The organism is Mycobacterium nebraskense (assembly GCF_002102255.1).
Classification (GTDB): Bacteria; Actinomycetota; Actinomycetes; order Mycobacteriales; family Mycobacteriaceae; genus Mycobacterium; species Mycobacterium nebraskense.
The window spans coordinates 1-20,693 of record NZ_LQPH01000051.1; the positions used below are offsets into that span (position 1 = coordinate 1).

The following is a 20,693-nucleotide window of genomic DNA, read 5'->3' on the forward strand; positions in this document are numbered from 1 at the left end:
TGCTCCTTCCATCAGACTTGCCGGTCTTCGAGGGAACCTACGTCCGGATTCTTTTACACCGCGGCAGGGACACGACCGACGAGAGCTTGCGCTTGGCTTATTGGGCTTGTTCCAGCGCCTGGGTCAAATGCTGCCCGTCTGGGTTCTCATCGAAATAGGCGCAGCAGTAGGTCACCGTCGAAGACAGCAACGACCCGGCCCTAGCCTGCGCCGAAAACTTATAACGGGCAACCAGGTTTGGTTCCAATCCCCAGGGGAAGCTCCTTGACTGGCCCAGAAACGTGAAGGCGCCGCGAAGGAGTAGTCCCATGACCCTGCTCGATGACCGACCCGCCGTGGTAGCCCCGGCGAAGTGCACTCCACCGGAGTTCGGGTCGCCGACAACCATCAACAACTGGGCGCCAGCCCCCAATCCGGTGCTACTCGAGGAGGACATCGAACGGCTGGCCCGTGTCGAGGCCAACAAGCAGCAAATCTATCGAAGCAACTCCTGTTGCTCGCCGAGCAGAGGCATGTTGCTGGAGGTCTCGGAATCTCCCACCACCACCGGTGGCATTGTGTTCGCCGCGATCGCTTGGCTTTTGCTGTTCGCCGCCATCGCCTGGCCGTTCGTGCTCGCGGGTTCTGCAACATAGCCTTCGCCCGTATCTATCCGATCGCGATTGGACTGGCGTCCGCAACGCGGTGCAAACCGGCCTGCACAAAATGTTGAACGATGGCTGGATGCCTGCCTCGGCAAGCCGCTCGCTGAACAGGATAGACGTGAACTGGGAACGTCGATCAGTTTGGTGGACAACATGTTTCAAATCCATAACCCCGATCCGAGGCAGGTCCCAGTGCCGACTGCAGAACCACGCCCTCGGACAGCGATTCGGCGAGCACACCTGATATTTCGTCTCGGTGTACGGCGCCTATTCGTTGTTCTATGTCCGCACGAATTTGCGTTTTGGCGACTGAACCTCCTCCCACAGGAGAGGCGCGAGAACTGCCTTCCTCAACAGTGGCCTCGTGTCTGCCGGCCGGCACCGAGGACTTGGCAGCCATTCCCTGAGCTGAGCAGTCATGGATTCGTTGATAACCTACATCGCTCTCGCTACGTAGCCGTGGCTGTCTTTGCCTGACACCGCCTTGACCGGCGTTTTGGCCGCATGTTCGCTGACCTCAAGTTTGCTCACGGACGGCTGCGACGGCCCCGGCCGCATCAGTCACTGGACATGGCCACACCGGCGCTACGGTTCACTCCAGCAGCCCCAACCTCGCCGGCAACGGTGTCAGCGCCACGGGGTGGCGACGAGAGCACCGGGGACGGTTGGTCAGCCGGCCGGTGTGCGCCAACGACATCGTGTGCGTGTCCTGGCAACAAGTTAGCGTCGGACGCCACTATGCTCGAGCCCGCTGCGATGTCCACGTTGATGGTGATCTGCTGCGGTTTTGGATTGGCAAGGATCTGGTCAAAACCGCGGCGCGTATCAGCCACGGCGAGATACGATACAAGCGGACCCTGCGCACCAGTGCACCAGCCTAACCAACAAACAGAGTGTCAAGGATCGAACGACACAGAAACGTCAAGAATCAACCGCCTCTGAACACCGGTCAAGTCGGCCCGCAGCTGGGTGTAATCGTGCAGCCGCCGCACCGGCGCGGGCGGCACGAACGATGGCCGCAGCGTGGCCTTCTCGCTGAACGTGGCCAGCCACACCGCGTCCAACTTGTCGTTCTTCACGTCGCGGATGTTGACCAGCCTGCTCGAATTTCACTTCGCTGGTCCTCTCCCCACCGATATTTCATTGGAGGTTTCCTGGGACCTCGGTCGAGGAACCAAAATTCTGACCGGCTGCTCGAAGCAACAGGACGTGACGCGCGAGGCCGGGCCCGGCGCCAGGCTAAACCACAGGCTCACAAACCAGAGTGAAACGGCGTCGGGTGGGCACCCCGACCACATTTTCACGCCTGCGAGGCGTCGCCGAAGGCAATCAGGGGGCTGAACCGCCTTACCCAGTGGGTCGGGTGAGGCTGGGAATGATGAAGTCAACGAGGAGTTGCACGGTGCGACCGGTGGGGGGTCGGCTAGGGATGATGGACCGGAACATTAGGTAGCCGGGCAGTAGGTCCCAAAGTTCGTCGTTAATGGCCGCGCCGGCCATATCACCGCGGTCGACGGCCTGCTTCAGGATGTGCTGGATCAAGGCTTTCCACTGTTCGAGGAACTGATGCCGTATCGCCTCGTTGAACGCGGCGTTACGCGACACCTCGACAAGCACCGCGCGGATGGTGCTGGCGTGCTGGCGGGTGTGTTGGCTCACCAACTCCCCAAGTGCCAGCAAATCTCCCCGCAGTGTGCCGGTATCGGGCGGGACCACCACCTGGCGGGTCTCCTCGGTGAATGCGGTCAGCACCAATTCGGCTTTCGACGGCCATCGCCGGTACACCGTCGCTTTGCTGGCGCGGGCGGTGGCCGCCACCGCGTCCACCGTCAACCGGTCATACCCGTGCTGCTGTAGCAGGCCCATCGTCGCCGCAAGCAACTCGGCCTCCCGCGGCGACCACCGTGAGGAGTCCGCGGGACCATCGGCGATCCGGGACACAGCGCCCACGATAGAACCGTCGTAGTAGTACAGTCCAGTACCGTACCTTCTAGTTCTAAACCTGAATGAGGTTGTTGACAGTCTGGGCTGCTGATGGAAGGAGTGACCCCTTGTTTGCTGCGCAATCTCCTTCTTGGGAAGGTGCATTTCATAGCGAGCAAATACGACCCGGAGACGCGGGCCAAGGCCGTCCGTCTGGCGCTGGAGCATCGTGATGACTATCCGAGTGAGTGGGCGGCGATCACCGCGGTATCCAAGCGGTTGGGGATGACCGCTGAGACGTTGCGCAGTTGGATCGCTCAGCATTAGGTCGGCCGCGGTGATCGTGCCGGGGTGACCACCGAGGCAGCGAGAGAGATCCGGGCCTTGCGACGTCGTAACGTCGAGCTCGAGCAGACCGCCGAAATATTCAAGGCTGCACATCTTTCTTCGTGCGGGAGAGCGACCCGCGCAACCGCCGCTGACCGGTTCGGTCTGCGAGTTCATCGCCGTCCATCGGGACCGGTTCGGGGTTGCTCCGATCTGTCTCGTGCTCTCTGAGCACAGCGTGCCGATCGCTCCGCGAACGTTTCACGCTTGGGCCACGCGAGCGCCTTCGAAACAAGCCCTGTGGGATGCCACGATCATCGAGATCCTGGCTGGCTATTACGAGCCCCACCAGCACGGCTGGCGTAAGTCCGAGTCACTGTACGGGTCGTTAAAGATGTTGACAGTTGAGATCGGTGACTGGTCGCGGTTCACCGGGTCCTCGATCGGCGCCTACGTCCTACTGGTGCCCTGCGAGTAGTCATCGGGCAGCTCGCGTGCCCAGGGGTCATCACCAAAGCGGGCAGCACGCATGTCCGACGGCTACTGATCGAATCGGCCTGGCATCACCGCAAGTCCTGCAGCACCTCCGGGCCCACCCTGCGGGCCAGCTGGGCGCCAAGGTCGATCCGGCCCTGCGGGCTCGCGGCCACGCCGGTAACCGACGCCTCAACACGCGGTGGCGCAGTTCACCGAACGCGGCATGAACCCACTAGTGGCCAACGTCGCGATCGACCGCGAATTTGCCGACTGGTGCTGGTCGCTGGCCACCATGCGATAAGTCGCCACATCAAATACTTGACTGGCCCTGGTAGCCCGGCGTTGGCGCGGTGCGTGAGCAAACCTGCAAAGAACCTATGAGCCACAAGGCGATTCGAATGACGACTGCCTATGACGGCCGCCTGTAGACAGCAGTACCGTTCACATCCAAATCATCGTCCTGCGGTACCCAACCCGCGCATATCAGCCTGACACCACCGTCGTGAGCAACGGCCGCCAACGGGTGGCGGACGGGTTTTCTGATCTTCGTTGCGGATCCTAGAACCGACGGTTGTCCCGGGACGCTTGGGAATCCCGCTGGAGCGATCGCTTGGGGCCTACGGCGTCCGTGTCGAATGGTCAACTATCGCTTCGCGCTCTTCGTTGGTGTCGGTACTGTCGCGGCGTCGGCGGCGGTGGGGCTGAGGATGCCCGGGATGACGAAGTTGCGCAGCGTCGCGCGCCTGTCCATGCGGGTATGGTGCTGGCTTCCGGCGAGATGATCCATCAGCAACATCTGCGCAACCCGCACCAGCCAGTCGGCGACTGCGTCGGGGTCGAGTTGCTCTCGCAGTTCGCCGTTTGCCTTCGCCGCGTCGACGTATGGTCGCAGCGCCTCGCGGATGCGGTCACGGAAGGCGGTGGATGCCGCGGCGGCCACTGTCATGGTGAGGCTTTCCGGCGAAAACAACACACGCAGCCAGCGTGATTTCTCCACCGCTGCGATCGCACCGTCGAGCGCATCAAGTAGCCGCTTGCCGAATGGGCCATTGCCGTTCATCGACCGCTCGGCGCCCTGGATCACGCCGGCCGAATCGCGCAGTATCACGAACGCCAGCACGTCGTCACGTGAGCCGAAGTAGCGGTACACGGTCGTACGATGCACTGACGCTTCCCTGGCGATGTCGTCGACCGTGGTGCGGCTGACGCCGTGACGCTCATAGCAGGCCTCGGCCGCATCGAGCAGGCGGCTGCGAGCCTCGTCGTCGTCAGTCGGCGGGCGATCGCCCCAAGTGCCGGCGCGCGTGCCGCCTTTAACGACTCGGAGTCGGCTCGGCGTCACAATTCGGCCTGGACGTATGGTGTGCCGCGCAAGTATTTCCAGCGCCGGCGCTGGGCATCGTTTGGCATCTGGCTTCGGATCTCCTCAGTCGGACCGGTGTCCCCGCATTAACGGTAGCGAACACCGCGTCGTCGACGGGTTTGATCGCTTAATCCGGCGAGGATTGCGCGCAGCGCCGCCGCGTGGACATCGCCGGTATGCGACACACAGCGAATTATGTTGTATGTTGCGTACGTGATGCTGACCGCCGCGCAGCGGGACCGTCGACGCTGCTTCAGGGGCTGGGTGGCTGCCAAAGATTTCGGGCCGGCCCGGCCAGAGGCTTTATCCGGCGCTCGTGCCGGACATGGTGAACGACCATGACGCGATCCACTGACGCCGAGCACCACAGTGCGGTCCTGGCTGGGGTTGCTCGGTTCGCACTGACGCATAAGGCCGTGGTGATCGGCGCGTGGCTGGGTCTTGCGATTGTGTTGGCGTTGGCGTTTCCGCAGTTGGAGTCCGTCGTCAGGCAGCAATCGGTGGATCCGGTTCCTCGGGATGTCGCCTCGTTTCAGTCGCTGGACCGGATGGGGAGAGCTTTCGGCGAGGTTGGCTCGACGACGACGGTGGTCGTCGCGATGGAAAACTCCGGTGGCCTGACTCCGCCAGTGCGACAGCGCTATTCGGCGATGGTTGAGAGGTTGCGTGCGGACTCCGGCCAAGTGGAACTGGTCCGGGACCTGCTGGCCGATCCAGCGACTGCGCGGCAGGCGACAAGCGATGACGGTAAAGCCTGGTACCTGCCGGTCGGGGTCGCAGGCACTCTGGGCAGCCCCCGGGCGGCCGAATCGGTGCAGTCGGTTCGCGATATCGCGACTGAAGCCTTCCGTGGCACCGGAACCGTCGCCGAAGTTACCGGTCCACCCGCCACGATGAGCGATCAGATCGTCGCCGCCAACAGCGATCTGTTGATTATCTCGCTGGCCACCGCCGGTCTGATCGCCGCGATCCTGTTACTGGTTTATCGCTCGGTGTTCACCGCACTGCTTCCGCTACTTGTCATTGGTCTGAGTTTGGCGGTCGGACGAGGCATTCTGGCGGGCCTCGGTGAAATCGGAATGCCGGTGTCGCAGTTCACGATCGCATTCATGACCGTCATCCTTTTGGGTGCCGGTACCGATTACTCGGTCTTTCTGATCAGCCGGTATCACGAGCAACGACGACAAAGCGTCGCGGTGGACCTCGCAGTCGTGCTCGCCACCGCAACGATCGGCCGGGTGATCCTCGCCTCGGCCGCGACGGTCGCGTTGGCCATGGTGGCCATGGCATTCGCAAAATTGAACATCTTCGCCACATCGGGGCCTGCGTGCGCCATTGCCGTGCTGGTCGGCTTTGTCGCCTCGGTGACGTTGCTGCCGCCGGTGCTGGTATTGGCCGCTAAACGCGGCGTTGGCGAACCCCGCGCGGATCGGACGCGAGCTTACTGGAACCGCATCGCCGTGACTGTGGTACGCAGACCGGTGCCATTGTTAGCGATCAGTTTGCTGATTTTGGTGGCGCTGGGCTCGATTTGTCTCACCATGCGGATCAGTTATGACGACCGCAAGGCGCAACCGGCCGACACCGCCAGCAACAAAGGTTATCGGTTGCTGGACAGGCATTTCCCCAGGGACACAACGATGACCGAGTTTTTACTTGTGGAGTCCCCGAAAGATATGCGTACCGGCACTGGTCTCGCCGATCTGGAAGAGATGGCCTCGCGTGTCTCGCAGATCTCGGGCGTCACGGAGGTAGTCGGCGTTACCCGGCCAACCGGCAGACGTCTCGAGCAAGCGGAATTAGCTTGGCAGAATGGCCAAATTGGCGAGAAGCTCACCGATGCCGCGGTCGACGCTGAGGGCCGCAAAGGTCAGCTGAAGCAACTCACCGACGGGGCGGACCGGTTGGCCGACGGACTGACCCAGCTCGATACCAGCATCCAATCAGCTCTCGGCCCGATGACGGGTCTGCTCGACCAGGTGCAACGGGCCGGTGGTCAGATCGAGAGCTATCGCGCTCTGCTCACCCAGCTGAACGCGATGGGGCCCAACATTGATCGCCTTGTTCAGGACCGCGCGAGTTTACGGCCGTTGGCGTTGCGGGCAGCCGAAACCATCGCGGCGATCGAACCTTTGGCCGCGACGCTGGACAGCGCACCATGGTGCGCCGAGACTCCGCAGTGCGTCACGTTACGTGCACACGTTCAGACGCTCGTTTCGCTGCGCAACGGTGGCTTCTTCGATCAGATCGCCGACCTGGGTGATCAGCTGAGCACCCAGACGGGCGACATGCCCGTCGAGCCGACGATAGCGCAGATACAAGCTGCGACGGAGACCCTTGGCCGCAGCATGAAAGGCGCCGGGGGCCCAAATGCCGGTCTTGCGGGCCAGATCCGGCTGCTGCAAAGCGGCATCGGACGACTCGCCTCGGGTGCGCGGGCGTTGGCTGTCGGGGTTCACACGCTGGCCGACAGCAACATCCAGCTAGTCACCGGTATGAGTCAGATAGCGGCACAGCTGCAGGAATCGGCCCGCGGCTCCGAGGGAGCGAATTCATCCGCCGGCTTTTATATGCCGCCGAATACGCTGTTGGACAAGCGATTTGGTGACGTTGCTCGCCAGTTTGTATCAAGGGACGGCGAGACCGTTCGGTTCGAAATCAAGTCGCAGTATGATCCCTACTCCGCTGAGGCGATGGCGCTCGTTCATAAGGTTGCTGACGTCGCGGCCGCGGCGACGCCGAACACGTCGCTGGCCGGTGCCAAGGTTTCGATGGTCGGTTTTCCCGCGGTCAATGCCGACATCCAGCACTTACTCATCGACGACTTCGTCCGGCTCGCGATCGCCACCTTGATCATCGTGGGATTGATACTGGTTGTGCTTCTTCGGGCGATCCTGGCGCCGCTGTATCTGCTCGTCACCGTTGTGCTCAATTACGCCGCCGCAATGGGCCTGGGCGTTGCGATATTCCGGTACGGCCTGCACCATGACATCACCTGGCCGGTGCCGCTGTTGTCGTTCATCATCCTCGTCGCAGTGGGCGCCGACTACAACATGCTGCTCATCTCGCGGCTCCGCGAAGAGTCGGCCAACAACATTCGGGTCGGAGTGCTGCGGACTGTGGCCAGCACCGGCTCGGTGATAACCTCCGCAGGCTTGATCTTTTCGGCGAGCATGTTCGGGTTGATGGTCGGCTCCATTGCGACGATGGTTCAGATGGGTTTCATCATCGGATGCGGATTGCTCTTGGATACGTTCGTCGTCCGGACTCTCATGGTGCCCGCCATCGCCACGTTGCTCCGCGAGGCGAGCTGGTGGCCTGGGTACGGCCCGCAGACGTCGCGGCGAAGGGCAACCGGTCGATGGAAAGCTATCCGGTTGGGATTGCGCCGCTTTCGCCCGGCGGGAAGAAACTTCGCCTGAGTATCAGCTGAAGCCGCTGGTGATCGCGGCCATGTCGAAGTAATCCCGCCATGCCGCGATCCGTCCGTCCCGGATCTCGAAGACTCCCGCGACCGGAAGATGTATTTCACCGCCGTCCTTGCGTCGCAGCACATCCGTACGTTCGTTCATCACTAGCTCGCCGTTGCTGAGCTGCCGATGAATTCGGAAGTCGATGCCGTCGACTGCGGCGGTGAACCCCTCGATGAACTCCTTGATCGCAGTGCGCCCGTGTAGCGGCTGCATCGGAATGTTGTGGTATACCGCGTCTTCGGTGAAATAGCCGGCCAACTGCTCCGCGTCGGGCGTTGCCCAGAGGTTGCAGAATTCAGTGACCAGGTCGTCGGCTGATGATGTCATAGCTCGATGAAACCCGTTGAGGCAACGTAAATCAAGCTGCGCCGCGGCTTATTTGATGATTTCGGCCGGATAAGCACCAGACGACAGGCGCCTCTTTCCTCGCCGGTCGGGCGGCGCTGACGGACGGTCGGGCATCGGAGCAAGACGCAGTGGGCAACGTACGACATTGTGCGTTGGATGTTGCATAGCTTATGGTGGACTCATGCCGTCGGCGCAAACGTTAGACATCGATAACATCGATTTCGCATTCGATGATCAGCCCGACCTGCACGCCGTGCTCGCGCGGCTGCGGGAACGCAAGCCCTACGCGATCGTCCGGTTTGCCGGAGTGCCGGCGGTTTTGCTGTTGACCGACGAGCTGGTCCGGGCTGCCTTCAGGGACGAGGCCGCGTTTCCCGCTGCACCTGTCTATGCAATGACCACCGAACCGGTATTCGGCAGAACGGTCTTAAGCATGTCCGGCGCAGAACACCGCGCCAACCGGATGATGGTCTCCGCGCCGTTGCGGCGTAATCGTGTCCAGGGGTACATACAGCCGGTGATCGAACCGGTCATCAATGAGTTGATCGACCGATTCATCGACCGAGGAAGGGTCGACCTGGTCGCTGACTTCACCCACCGATATTCACTGCTGATCATCAGCCGCCTGCTCGGCATTCCCGTAGACGACGAAGCCAAAATTCATCGCTGGGCGCAAGCGATGATCCACTATCCGTTCGATCCCGACTGGGCCACCCGGTCGGCCCGGGAGTTCACCGAATATGTGGCCCCGTTGATCGCCGAGCGCCGGCGCGAGCCGAGCGATGACATGATCTCGATGCTGGTCACGGCCAGCACCGACGACGGCCAAACCCTGACCGACGAAGAGATTCTTACGTTCTTGCGGATGTTGTTCCCCCTGGGAGCCGATACCACCATGCTCGCCCTGGGCAATATCTTGTCCGCGCTGCTCAACCACCCCGAGCAGCTCGACCTACTGCGATCCGATCTCGAAAGGCACACCCAACCGGCGGTCTGGGAAGGATTGCGCTGGGAGCCCGCGGTCGGAATGCTCCCCCGGGCATGTCCCGAGGCGACCACGTGGCACGGGATCGAGATCCCAGCGTTAACGCCGATGATCTTCGCGATCAATGCGGCGCATCGAGACCCGGCTGTCTACGACCGGCCCGACGAATTCGATATCACCCGAAACGTCATGCCGACGGTGTCATTCGGGCAGGGCCCGCACAGCTGTATCGGCAATTGGCTGGCCAACGCCGAACTCGTTGCCGCAGTGACGTTGCTGACGCGGCGTTTGCCCCATCTCGCATTGGATCCCGCGAACGCCCGTTCGTCAACCGTCACCAGCCAAGTCGGCACCACGCTGCGCGGACCGGATGCTCTGCACGTCACCTTCACGTCGCCGTGACCGCGCCTCTGGTTGGTCACAGCAAGCCGGCACCCGCAGGTCCACGGTGACGACTTCTTCCGTTGCACGGCGACCGGCCCCAGCATCCGTCCCCAGGGCTTGACCGAGCGCAGTACCCCGCGGATGGCGAGCACCGCCACGCAGGATCCGCGGACGGCTACGTGTATCGGCAGTCGGATCTCGTTGCACCGGCGGTGCGCAAAACCTGGCAGGGCCTGATCTCAACGCTTCTGAATCTATGGTCCGGTAGCGTCCTAACCACACGTCAGTGGTTGAGGGACGATAGACCGAGACCAGCACGATGGACGGCGCGAGAACAGATCGAGGGAGGAAGTGCGGTGAGCAAGTCACCGGCACGAGAGTCCGAGAAGCTTGGGCGTCCACGCCACTTCGACGACGACACCGAGTGTCGCTTGCTGATGGACGCCGCAGTGCGGGTGATGGCGCGCAACGGCTTCGCCGGCATGTCCGTCGCTGATGTCTTGGCCGAGGCCGAACTGTCGACCACCAGTTTCTACCGCCACTTTCAGTCCAAGCACGCATTGCTGGCCGCGATCATCCAGCGGGACGGCGAGTCGGCGCGGCGGGCGTTGGAGCGCGCGATCGCAGCGGCCCCTGATCCTGTGGCGGCGCTCGAGGCCTGGCTCGACGGGCTGCTGGGCCAATTCTTCGAACCCAGGAAAGCCTCGCGCACAGCGCTTTTCACCACGTCGGAGGTTCACAGCGCCACTCAGGTGGCCGAGATCATGGAGATGCGCTGGTTGCTTTCCCAGCCGCTTGTCGGGGTGCTGCGCGCCGGCCACCGCGCCGGGGTGCTGCGCTCACCGAAGCCGGAACCGGACGCCGTGAGCATTTTCGCCATCGTCAGCAGCGCAGCGACCTCCCCGCACGGGCACCCCCACAACCGTAAAGCCGCACGGGCACAAGCGATACGGTTCATCTGGCCCGCATTGAGCATCACCGAAGCTGCGGCGGGCACCGGTAATCGGAGTCAGCGGTCACGCAAGCCGCGTCAGCAGCACACAGCCTGAAATCGGTCCCCCACCGTTAGACACCACCGCTACTTCAGGCCCGCCCGCGACCTGCCGTGTCCCGGCTTCCCCGCGCAGCTGCAGCACCGCCTCATGTAGATAGCCGTAGCCGTGCAGGCGGCCTCCCGATAGCTGCCCGCCGTTGGTGTTCAACGGCAGTTCGCCATCGAGCGCGATGCGCGTGCCGTCCTGGATGAACGGGCCGCTTTCGCCGTGACCGCAGAACCCGAGGGCCTCCAACCACGACATCGTCAACCAACTGAATCCGTCGTAGAGCTGCGCGACGTCGACATCGGCGGGTCGCAAATCGGTGCGCGACCACATGTGTTCGGCGGAAGTGCGCGCCGGCATGGTGGTCAAGTCCTCCCACTGCTCCCACGACGGTCGTCCCCGCAGCGCGGTCCCCACAGCTTCGACGCGCGCAACCGGGTGGTCGACGGCCGACGCGTGTTCGACGACAGACACCACAAGCGCGGTGGATCCGTCGACGGGAACATCGCAGTCATAGAGCCGAAACGGGGACGACACCATCCTCGATGCCAGATAGTCCTCGAGCGTCAACGGATCGCGGAACACCGCCTTCGGATTACGCGCGGCATTGCGGCGCCCATTCAACGCGATCTGCGCCATCTGCTCGTGAGTCGTTCCGAACTCATGAAAGTGCCGCTGTGCGTAGAGCGCGAGCCAATTCGCCGCCGAATACGCTCGAAAAGGGATCAGCCACTGCAGCGGGCCGCCCACTTCGCTGCCGCCGACGCCGATGCCCGGGCGATGCCCGCTGCCCTGTGCGGTCGATTCGGTAACGGTGCGATACACCAGGATATGACGGGCCAGGCCCATCGACACCGCCATCACCGCGCTGATGACCGCCTGCAACTGCCCGGGTCCCTCGGCGGCGCCGCTGTGCCAGTTGAGCGACAACCGCAGCGCATCCTGCACCTGGGGTGAACCGGGACCCGAGAACCCGGGGTATCCGTGGACGCCTCCCGGATAGGTGGCCAGCCCGTCAATATCGTCGACGGTCAGCCGCGCGTCCGCAATTGCTGCAAGGGCGGCATCGATGGTCAGGTCCAGACCGTCGCGCCCCAGCCGCCGGCCCACCTGGGATTGCCCGATGCCCGAAATGACCGCTCGGCGTTCGGCTTCGGTCATGATGTCGCCGGGCGAAACATCGGAAGATGCACCGGTGGGTGATCCTCGAAGACCACCTCCACCGGCATGCCGACGCGGGCGTCGTCGGCGGCGACGTCGACCAGATTGGTCAGCAACCGAAGGTCGGGCTGCTCATCCATCGCGACCACACCGATGATGTACACCTCGCTAGTGCTGTCCCACGGCTGATGGTTCACGGTGTACGAGTACAGCTTTCCCCTCCCAGAGACGGCGGCCGGTGCGGTATCTCGGCCGCCGCACCGCGGGCAGTACGGCGCAGGCGGATGGATGAAATACCAACACGCCGAACAGCGCAGGAAGCGCAGACGGCCGTCGGCGCCGGATCTCCAAAAGAACGCGCTGGGGTCGTCCATGGAAGGCAACACGCGGGGTGGTCGGAGCATGGTCTCCATCCTGTCGGTGTTGACTGTGCACTTGTGCTCGAGAGACTATAAAAATAGCATTTGTAAACAACGCGGTGGTTGGATCGTCGAATCTGTCGACCAGGCTTGTGCGGTCGGCGGCGCGGAAACACGGACTGTGAGCTGACGCAGGCCGCCTTAGGCAACTACCAACTGCCGTTAGGTATTGCCCAGCGGCACTGGACGATAAGGGAGCTGGATGACGCAGGAAGACGACGTGTCGGGGCTGGGCCTACTCGCGGCTCCCGAGCTGACCCGGCATCCTCAGCCGACATACAAGATGTTGCGCGACTCTGCTCCGGTGATGCGCGTGGACGGTATCGGAGTGCTGGTCAGCACCTGGGAACTCGTGGACGAGGTGTTGCACAACCCGCACCTGTACTCCTCGGCGCTGACTTCAGGCGTGCTGAAAAACGACCGACCGCTCATCCCCCTTCAGATCGATCCGCCAGAGCACGGAAAGTTTCGCAAGATCCTCGACCCGCTGTTCGCGCCAAAACGGATGAAAGCACTTGAGGTGTCGATCTCGGCACTGGTCAACCAACTCATCGACGGCTTCATCGGCCGAGACGAGATCGACTTCGTCGAGGAGTTCTCCGTCCCTTTCCCCACCCAGGTCTTTTTGACCATGCTGGGCCTGCCGCTTGACGAGCTGCCCACGCTGCTTCTGATGAAAGATGGGATCATCAGGCCACACGAGTTGGCCGGAAAGCCGTTGGGCCACCCCGATACTGACGCCTATCAGGCGGCCACGGCGCAGTCGATCTACGCCTACTTCGCCGCCACGATGGAGCAGCGCAAGCGCGAGCACCACGACGATCTGCTGAGCTGGTTCCTTGAAGCAGAAATCGACGGAGATCGACTCAGCAGTAACGAAATCCTCGACATCTGCTTCCTGTTTCTCATCGCCGGGCTCGACACCGTGTCGGCGTCGCTAGACTGCTTTTTCAGCTACCTCGCACAGCATCCAGAGGTTCGCCAGGCGATCGCCGACGACCCGAAAAACATTCCCTTCATCGTCGAGGAACTTCTGCGGTGGGAAACACCCGTCATGGCCGTCGCACGTGAGGCCACGCACGACACGGAACTCGGTGGATGCCCCATCCACGCCGGCGAACAGGTGCTGGTCATGCTCGGTTCGGCCAACACCGACGAAACGTCTATCATCGACCCGGAATCCGTGCGATTCGACCGCAAACTGAACCGGCACTTGGGTTTCGGCGGCGGGGTACACCGCTGCCTGGGCTCTCACCTCGCTCGCGTCGAGCTGCGAACCGCCTTGCGCGTCTGGCACGAACGTATCCCCGAATACCACATCAAACCCGGAGTCGAACTCGACTTCACCCCAGGCGTTCGCGCCGCGCAGACATTCCCGATGGTCATGCACACCGGAGCCGAATAATGGGCAAGCTCGCCGCACCGACCGGCGCCTAGGCGTCCGGGTGGCTTACATGCTTCACGAGCGGCGCGACGGCGCAGTGGCCTGGCTGACATTCGATCGTCCAGAACGTCTTAACGCGTTCACCGCCGCCGGTTATCAGGAGCTGCGGGTCACGCTGCAGCGCCTCGCCCGTGATGACGCGGCACGGGCCGTGGTGCTGACCGGCCGTGGACGAGCTTTCTCTGCTGGCGCCGATCGATCACTGCTCGACGCCGCGGCGCCAGATACCGTGCGACAGCACGCCGGTGACGAATTCCTCCTACTTCTCGACGTCCTCGGCGGATTCGAAAAACCCTTGCTCGGCGCCGTCAACGGGGTCGCGGTGGGGTTCGGCTGCACGCTGCTGCTGTACTGCGACCTGGTGCTCCTCGCCGAAACCGCCCGGCTGAGATTTCCGTTCACCGCGTTGGGCATCGCGCCAGAGGCAGGCAGTTCAGCACTTCTGTCCACGAGAATGCGATGGGCGGATGCAATGTGGGCGATGCTTTCCAGCGAATGGATCGACGCAGCGGCCGCCTTCCGAACTGGTCTGGCCTGGCGAGTGGTTCCCGATGCCGAACTCGTCGAACAGGTTTCGTCCGCGGCAACATTAATTAGCACGCACGATCCGAATGCCGTGGCAGCTACTAAACGACTCATGACCAGCGGGCGGCGCAACGCGGCGCTCGACGCGATCAGCCGTGAGCTCACGGAAATGCAAGCACTCCGGCGTCCTTGACGAAGCGTCGGGAGGCAGCAGGATGTGGAAGGCAGGACGAGCGCACAACTATTGCGCGAAACAATTTCTCGCAGTGGCCAAGACGGTTACCGCGGCGCCGCGGGATCAATCCAATTGCCCCGGGGCATCATCTGGCCCTGCCGGGTCACAGGGTTAAGTGTTGCGACCCGCCGGCATAGGACTGCGAGGTCTAGTGTCCTGAGTCATTAATTTGGGTGCAGTAGTTTGCGATGCTGGCCAGGATTTGATCGGCGGTCTTGGTCCAGACGTAGGGGCGTGGATTGTTGTTCCAGGTTTGGATCCAGGCGCGGATGTCGGCGTTGAGTTGACGGACCGAGGTGTGGGTGCCGCGGCGTAGTTTTTTGGTGGTCAGTTCGGCGAACCAGCGTTCCACGAGGTTGAGCCAGCTTGAGCTGGTGGGAGTGAAGTGCAACACGAAGCGGGGATGTGCTGTCAGCCAACGCTTTACCGCTGGGGTCTTATGCGTGGAGGCGTTGTCGAGAACGACGTGGCAGTCCAGGTCGGCGTGGCGAGTCCCCGTTACTGAGTCCACCCCGATCTAGAGTCGGGTTGTTTCGTTCCGGATTCAGTTGATCACGCAGGCCACCGGGGTGTGGGTGCACCTGCACGACGCAGCGTACTGGGCCGGCGTTTGGTAGCCCAGGGCCGAGTGACGGTGTCGGTGGTTGTGCTCGAGCTTGAAGTCCCCGATGACCACGCGGGCCTCGAACAGGGTGTTCCAGTGGTTACGGTTGAGGCACTCCTTCCTCAGTCGGTTGTTGAACGATTCGATGTATCCGTTGTTCCACGGCATTCCCGGTGGAATGTAGAGCAGCCCGACCTTGTTCTCGCAGAACCGTTGCAGCGCTTGAGAAACCAACTCCGGGCCGTTGTCCATCCGCAGCACCTTCGGCGGCCCACCCGCGGCGGCGAACGCATCCTCGAGCTCGACCACCAACCGTTCGGCGGTGATCGATCGCTCCACCACATGCAACAGCGATTCACGGGTGTGCTCGTCTATCATCGAGGCGATCTTGATGGCCTTGCCGTCGATGGTGGAGTCGAACTGGAAATCGATCGCCCACACCACGTTCGGCGCATCGGCGTCGACCGGCGGGATGGAGGACACCCCCGCCCGCTTACGCGGCGAATTCACCTTCACCTGCAGCCCTTCCTCGCGCCACAGCCGGTGGATCTTCTTCTTGTTGACCTCACGGCGCTCGTCGAAGCGCAACGCCGCCCACGCACGCCGGAACCCATGGCACGGGTGTTTGGCGGCGTAGGCGCGCAGCCAGCCCCTCATTTCGGCGTCAGGATCAGCAGGGGTCTGCCCCAACGGCAGGCGGCGGTAGGTGGAGCGGGCCAGCCCAACGGCCTTGCACGCCAACCGCTCCGACATGCTCAACGTCTCCTTGAGCATGTCCACGGCGCGGCGCTTGGCAGCCGGGCTCAGAATTTTCCCTTAGCCACCTCACGCAGCGCGTCCTTCTCCAGCTCGGCGTCGGCCAGCAAGCGCTTCAATCGGCCGTTCTGCTCGCGCAGCTCCTTGAGCTCCTTGGCGGCATCGGTGTCCATCCCGCCGTAAGTGCGCCGCCAGTTGTACAGCGTCGCCGCCGACACATCCAGTTCGGCGGCAATCTCCTCGCCGGTCTTTCCGGCAGCGGACAGCTCATCCGCGCGGCGCAGTTTGCGCACGATGTCCTCAGCGGAATGCCGCTTCCGACCAGCCATCTATTCATCGTCCCTTCCAGCCCGACATCGGGCCACAGGACTCTAAAACTGGTTTGATCTGTTCCCGCCGTTTCGGGCCGTGGTTATGCGAGTTGAGGGATCGAATAGGTGGACGTCCAGAGTGTTTCGAACTCTGTGGGGCTGATGTTACCGAGGTAGCTGTGACGGCGTTCGACGTTGTAGAAGTTGTCGATGTAATCGGCCATGGCGGCGGCCAATTCGATGGTGGTGGCCCATTTGCGGGTGTTGAGCAGCTCGACTTGCATGCGGGCCCAGAACGACTCCATGGCGGCGTTGTCGAAGCAGTCGCCCACGGTGCCGAATGAGCCGAGCAGGCCCCAACGTCTCATGTTCTCCCCGAAGCTCCAGGACGTAAATTGCGTGCCGTGGTCGGCGTGCAGAATGGTTGGGCTACTTAGGGTTCTGTTGTCGACAGCCATGTTGACCGCGTTGTTGACCAGTGCGGTGTCGGCGGTGGTGGAGAAGGTGCGGGCCACGATCATCCGTGAGAAGCAGTCCAGGATCGCGCAGCAGTACACCTTGCCGTCGCGGGCGGGGTGTTCGGTGATGTCGGTGCACCACAGTTGGTTGGGCCCTGTGGCGGTGAATCGCCGATTGACCAGGTCGACTGGGGTGTCGACACCGATCAGGTTGGGCTTTCGTCGCCCCGGACGCGGCAGCCCGTGCAGGCCGTATTCGGACATGATCGAGTTGACCAGCTTGTGGTTGACGTTCATCTCGTAGTCGGCCAGCAGCGCGGCGCGGATCCGTCGGCGGCCGTAGGTGCCGCGTGATCGTTGGTGGATCTCGGTGATCGTGTCGGCCACGATCAGTCGTCGCACTTCGCGATCCGGGACGGGTCGTCGCCGGTGGTACTGCAGCAAGGACCGCGTTAATCCTGTTATCCGACAGGCGGATCGGCCGGAATGTCCTCGCGCGATCAGTCCTTCAGTGATCGCGCGTCGGCGTTTTGGGGGCACCACCGCCTGCTCGTCGAACAATTCGCACGCATCGCGGGTGAGGGCCAGCTCGGCCTCGAGCTGCGCGATGCGCTTGTAGGCGGCCGCCAGCTCGTCGGCTTCCACGCTCGGAATGCCCTCGATGAGCCCGGCGTCGATGAGTGCCTGACGTTTCCATCGGAACAGTGTGGCCTGACAGATGCAGGTCTCGGCAGCCAAGGCGGCAACGGGTTCCCCTGATCGCAGCCGTGCAACGATTTGCCGGCGCACCGAAGACGAATACTGACGGGGCATGTGACCTCCCGATGATCACTCTGCCCTCGACTCTCACAACCCTGGACCAACAACACGGGTACAGATCTGTTGGACTCATTCACAGGGAACACGCCAGGTCAGCCTGCCTAGGCGCGGCCGCATGTACCGAATCAGGATCGCTGACCAGGAAGCGGATGAGCGGGACGGCGTCGTTGGGGGCGGTGCCGTCCATCACCGTGGTGGCGTCGGGTGAGTTTTTGGCGATCTTCGACGGGGGATGGTCGGCTTCAGCACAGCTGAGCCCAACGGGTCACCATCATAACGGCCGTCCCGCTAATCCTCGGGTGGGCAAAGCGCCCCTTCCACGAGTTGGCGCAGCATTCGGGTCATGGCCACCATCTCCGGGTAACTCCGGACGTAGCCCGCGTACACCCCCACGCCGCAACCCACGACGAGCAGCGGTTCGACCATTGCCGATGCATCAATATCCGCAGCGAGTTCGCCGCGCTCAATCGCATCGTTGACGAAGCGTGTCAATACTTTCCGAATGATCCAAAGGGGATCGTTTTCGGTGCCAACCAATTCGGGATGGCGCTGCGATTCGATTACGCCAGTGACTAAAAACGCAGACCCGGCGGAAGTTTCCGAACCGGCTCTCATCGCCGCGGAGATGAACGCCATCAGGCGAGCCACCAGCGAATTCTCGATGTCCGCATGTTTAACACCGGCTCCGATGACGCATTCGTTGGTCTCAACCAGCACTTCCTGATACAACGCTCGCTTGCTCGAGAAGTAGTGGTTGATCGCCGGCCGGCTCAGTTCGGCGCGCGCGGCGATGTTTTGGAGCGTCGCGCCGTCGTAGCCGCGTTCGCTAAACACCAAACGAGCAGCTTGGACAATTCGCTGACGCGCGTCGCCGGCCGTCGCGGCAGGCGGGCGGCCCGGTCTGCGATTACCCTTTTGCGGCGCCATTTCAGTGTGTCATTTGCCGCGGTGCGGCATTAGCGGTTTTGGCGGCATGATGCCAAGTGCGGGTCGTCGCCTCGATCATTCCATGCGAATGCTCATCGATTCCACGCGGGTGTTCAACAAAAGCCGCAGTGGAATACCGGCTCGCGAATCGGCTGCGCCCCGCGAAGGCAATCACCACTGGCCGATATTGCTTGCGCCCTGGATGAGCCTGACTGGGATCTGCGCCACGTGATGCTGCATCACCGGGATCTGCTTGATGACCAGATCCGCGTCGGCGCAGGATTGCGTCGAGAGCTGTCCCGGATGCTGACTGTGCTCGCACGCGAAAACCCTCCCACCACAAAAGCTCATCGCCCACTCTATGCGGGAATGCCCATTTATGGGTTGATTGTGTTATCCCCTACCTGGCGGCCCCAGACGTATTCGATCGCATACGGCGATCCAGTGTCCAGGTGGTTGTACGGTGCAAGGCTGTTGCCGGAGTCCATCACCAACTCCGGTGCGGGCCACAAGTCGTGGGTGATCGGCTGCCAGCACCCCGGGGCTCCCCCGGGCCCACCGCGGGCGTTCACCCGCGGCAGGTTCTCGGGGTAGATGTAGGGGTTGGGCGCCCCACCGACCACCCCGGCGACACCGCCCACCAGCGAAGCGATGACGGGCGCCGCGGACACCGGGTTCGCGATCAGTCCCAGCCCGGAGAGCACCTCGGTGTCCATGTTTAACGAGTAGCCGTTGAAGCCTCCTTCGGAGGCACCCGTGATGGGCACGATGTCGTGGTAGTTGCGCAGGGCGCAGAACAGTTCGGGGCTGTAGGTGTCCAGTAGCTGGGCCGTGGGCACCAGGTCGGCGGCGCCTCGCGCCAGATACGGCCCGCCCTTGTTGAACAGCTCGGCACCGGTGTTACCGAACCCGGCCGCCGCCAACAACGCCTGATCCAAATCCTTCTGCTGCGCATTGATGGTGCGCGAGGTGATCACCGCGTTGTTCAAGAAGTCGAACAGATCCGGCGACGCATCCGCATACGTGTCCCCCAGCGCCGCCAACCGCGCAATATCCTTGCGCGCCTGCGGCAGCTGCGGATTCACGTCATCAAGCAAGGCGTTAGCGTTGGTCACCGACTGACCGAACTTCTCCCCCAACCCCGTCAACGACTGCGCCGCCGCGCTCAACGTCAAATTCAGCTTGACCGGATCCACCTTCTGCGCAATCGAGGTGATCGTCTGAAACAAGGTATTGATCTCGGTGGTCACCGACCGCGCATCGATCACCGTGTGCGACGAAATCTTCTGCGGCGACGGATGAGCCGGGGTCGTCAACGCCACATACTTACCACCGAACACCGTCGTCGCCTTGATATCGGCATTCACATTCGACGGAATCAACGCCAAATACCGCGGATACACCTCCAAGGTGAACTTCGCCGCCGGCTTCCCATCACGCACCGTCTCCGCGATCTTGCCCACCCGGCCGATCTGCACCCCGTTATAGGTCACCTTCGAACCCGGATCCATCAGTGACCCGGCGCGGGTGGCGATCATGGTCAGCTGCGTCTTTTCGGTGAAGGCACCCCGGAACTGCCCGTACACCAAGGCCAAAATCAGCGCGAAAACGAGCAACACGGCCACGGCGATCCACTTATACGGCGGGGTCCGCGGGGCGTTGGTCTGAGTCCTGACCAACGTCCAGTCAGCGTTTCGGTACCTCGCGCAGGACAGCACGTACCCTCCTTGGCGCGCAGGTGATTTGACGATGGCGATGCACCATCGCCGAAACCTTGTCAGTTTCATGAGCGGCGTAAGCGAAATGCCAGCCGGGAGGTTAGTCTGATCGGCTCCTCGCGCAAGTGGTCATGCATTTCCCGGGTCATTAGGCCGTCGTCGAGGTATGAGCAGCAGCGAGGCGGGTAATGACGTGGACGCACGCGGCCTTGGTCGGCCGGCGGCGGTCGGTGCATGCCACTGGTAATCGCGCGGCCGGTGAGCCTGAAATCCCGAACCGCACGTGTCCACACGTGAGGCTTGGTTGGCGCAAGCAGCATATTCATTGCAGACCATCGCTCTCCGTCTGCGC

At 62.6% G+C, this 20,693-nt stretch carries 16 protein-coding genes and 5 pseudogenes; 9 read left to right on the forward strand and 12 right to left on the reverse strand.

Features of this window, described 5'->3' with window-relative positions; translation table 11 throughout:
• The first annotated feature begins 308 nt into the window (after positions 1–308).
• Both AWC17_RS32555 and AWC17_RS33340 read left to right on the forward strand, forming a co-directional pair.
• Entirely contained in the window at positions 309–635 is a 327-nt protein-coding gene (locus AWC17_RS32555) for a hypothetical protein (protein WP_047324131.1), read from the forward strand.
• A 558-nt stretch (positions 636–1,193) separates the two neighbouring features.
• Positions 1,194–1,525: pseudogene (locus AWC17_RS33340) on the forward strand (IS481 family transposase); the annotation flags it as partial.
• Between the two features lie 15 nt (positions 1,526–1,540).
• Here the strand turns inward: AWC17_RS33340 and AWC17_RS05620 are convergent.
• Together AWC17_RS05620 and AWC17_RS05625 are read right to left on the reverse strand one after the other, a co-directional pair.
• Positions 1,541–1,723 carry a hypothetical protein gene (locus AWC17_RS05620; protein WP_047324130.1) on the reverse strand — a complete coding sequence of 61 codons (183 nt, stop codon included), beginning with the start codon at positions 1,721–1,723 and terminating at the stop codon, positions 1,541–1,543.
• Positions 1,724–1,991: 268 nt separating this feature from the next.
• On the reverse strand, positions 1,992–2,597 hold the full coding sequence (locus tag AWC17_RS05625) for a TetR/AcrR family transcriptional regulator (RefSeq protein ID WP_082147681.1): 606 nt from the start codon (positions 2,595–2,597) through the stop codon (positions 1,992–1,994).
• 138 nt (positions 2,598–2,735) lie between these two features.
• Here AWC17_RS05625 and AWC17_RS05630 point away from each other — a divergent pair.
• Positions 2,736–3,291 (forward strand): annotated as a pseudogene (locus AWC17_RS05630) (transposase); the annotation flags it as partial.
• A pseudogene (locus tag AWC17_RS33345) lies at positions 3,292–3,672 on the forward strand (transposase); the annotation flags it as partial.
• Between the two features lie 342 nt (positions 3,673–4,014).
• Here AWC17_RS33345 and AWC17_RS05640 read toward each other — a convergent pair.
• Both AWC17_RS05640 and AWC17_RS34130 read right to left on the reverse strand, forming a co-directional pair.
• Entirely contained in the window at positions 4,015–4,491 is a 477-nt protein-coding gene (locus AWC17_RS05640; RefSeq protein ID WP_231614275.1) for a hypothetical protein, read from the reverse strand.
• 6 nt (positions 4,492–4,497) lie between these two features.
• Positions 4,498–4,713, reverse strand: a pseudogene (locus AWC17_RS34130) (TetR/AcrR family transcriptional regulator); the annotation flags it as partial.
• Positions 4,714–5,072: 359 nt separating this feature from the next.
• Between AWC17_RS34130 and AWC17_RS05645 the strand changes: the two are divergent.
• Positions 5,073–8,156, forward strand: a complete 3,084-nt coding sequence (locus AWC17_RS05645; protein ID WP_082147679.1) for an MMPL/RND family transporter — start codon at positions 5,073–5,075, stop codon at positions 8,154–8,156.
• A gap of 3 nt (positions 8,157–8,159) precedes the next feature.
• Here AWC17_RS05645 and AWC17_RS05650 read toward each other — a convergent pair whose 3' ends face one another.
• A complete protein-coding gene (locus tag AWC17_RS05650; RefSeq protein ID WP_047324127.1) occupies positions 8,160–8,534 on the reverse strand; it encodes a limonene-1,2-epoxide hydrolase family protein in 375 nt (124 codons plus the stop codon).
• Between the two features lie 202 nt (positions 8,535–8,736).
• Between AWC17_RS05650 and AWC17_RS05655 the strand changes: the two genes are divergently transcribed.
• Both AWC17_RS05655 and AWC17_RS05660 read left to right on the forward strand, forming a co-directional pair.
• Positions 8,737–9,942 carry a cytochrome P450 gene (locus AWC17_RS05655; protein ID WP_047324126.1) on the forward strand — a complete coding sequence of 402 codons (1,206 nt, stop codon included), beginning with the start codon at positions 8,737–8,739 and terminating at the stop codon, positions 9,940–9,942.
• 338 nt (positions 9,943–10,280) lie between these two features.
• Entirely contained in the window at positions 10,281–10,973 is a 693-nt protein-coding gene (locus AWC17_RS05660) for a TetR/AcrR family transcriptional regulator (protein WP_052955363.1), read from the forward strand.
• On the opposite strand, the gene AWC17_RS05665 is transcribed toward AWC17_RS05660, so the two are convergent.
• Positions 10,941–12,125, reverse strand: coding sequence for a thiolase family protein (locus tag AWC17_RS05665; RefSeq protein WP_047324125.1), 1,185 nt, complete (start codon positions 12,123–12,125; stop codon positions 10,941–10,943). The genes AWC17_RS05660 and AWC17_RS05665 overlap by 33 nt on opposite strands.
• On the reverse strand, positions 12,122–12,529 hold the full coding sequence (locus AWC17_RS33350; RefSeq protein WP_047324137.1) for a Zn-ribbon domain-containing OB-fold protein: 408 nt from the start codon (positions 12,527–12,529) through the stop codon (positions 12,122–12,124). The genes AWC17_RS05665 and AWC17_RS33350 overlap by 4 nt, the downstream gene beginning before the upstream one ends.
• Before the next feature lie 217 nt (positions 12,530–12,746).
• Between AWC17_RS33350 and AWC17_RS05670 the strand changes: the two genes are divergently transcribed.
• Both AWC17_RS05670 and AWC17_RS05675 read left to right on the forward strand, forming a co-directional pair.
• A complete protein-coding gene (locus AWC17_RS05670) occupies positions 12,747–13,949 on the forward strand; it encodes a cytochrome P450 (RefSeq protein ID WP_082147678.1) in 1,203 nt (400 codons plus the stop codon).
• Between the two features lie 49 nt (positions 13,950–13,998).
• Entirely contained in the window at positions 13,999–14,706 is a 708-nt protein-coding gene (locus AWC17_RS05675) for an enoyl-CoA hydratase/isomerase family protein (protein WP_047324124.1), read from the forward strand.
• 190 nt (positions 14,707–14,896) lie between these two features.
• On the opposite strand, the pseudogene AWC17_RS05680 reads toward AWC17_RS05675, so the two are convergent.
• From AWC17_RS05680 to AWC17_RS05705, 5 genes and pseudogenes are all read right to left on the reverse strand, one after another.
• Positions 14,897–15,229: pseudogene (locus AWC17_RS05680) on the reverse strand (transposase); the annotation flags it as partial.
• 63 nt (positions 15,230–15,292) lie between these two features.
• A protein-coding gene (locus AWC17_RS05685; RefSeq protein WP_089152512.1) for an IS3 family transposase occupies positions 15,293–16,437 on the reverse strand; the annotation gives its coding sequence in 2 pieces (ribosomal slippage) (positions 15,293–16,170 and positions 16,170–16,437; 1,146 coding nt in all).
• 83 nt (positions 16,438–16,520) lie between these two features.
• Complete coding sequence (locus AWC17_RS05690) at positions 16,521–17,690, reverse strand: IS3 family transposase (protein ID WP_082147712.1); 1,170 nt, start codon at positions 17,688–17,690, stop codon at positions 16,521–16,523.
• A gap of 294 nt (positions 17,691–17,984) precedes the next feature.
• On the reverse strand, positions 17,985–18,623 hold the full coding sequence (locus tag AWC17_RS05695; RefSeq protein WP_083179448.1) for a TetR/AcrR family transcriptional regulator: 639 nt from the start codon (positions 18,621–18,623) through the stop codon (positions 17,985–17,987).
• A gap of 377 nt (positions 18,624–19,000) precedes the next feature.
• Positions 19,001–20,302 carry an MCE family protein gene (locus AWC17_RS05705; RefSeq protein ID WP_047323916.1) on the reverse strand — a complete coding sequence of 434 codons (1,302 nt, stop codon included), beginning with the start codon at positions 20,300–20,302 and terminating at the stop codon, positions 19,001–19,003.
• Between the last annotated feature and the right edge of the window lie 391 nt (positions 20,303–20,693).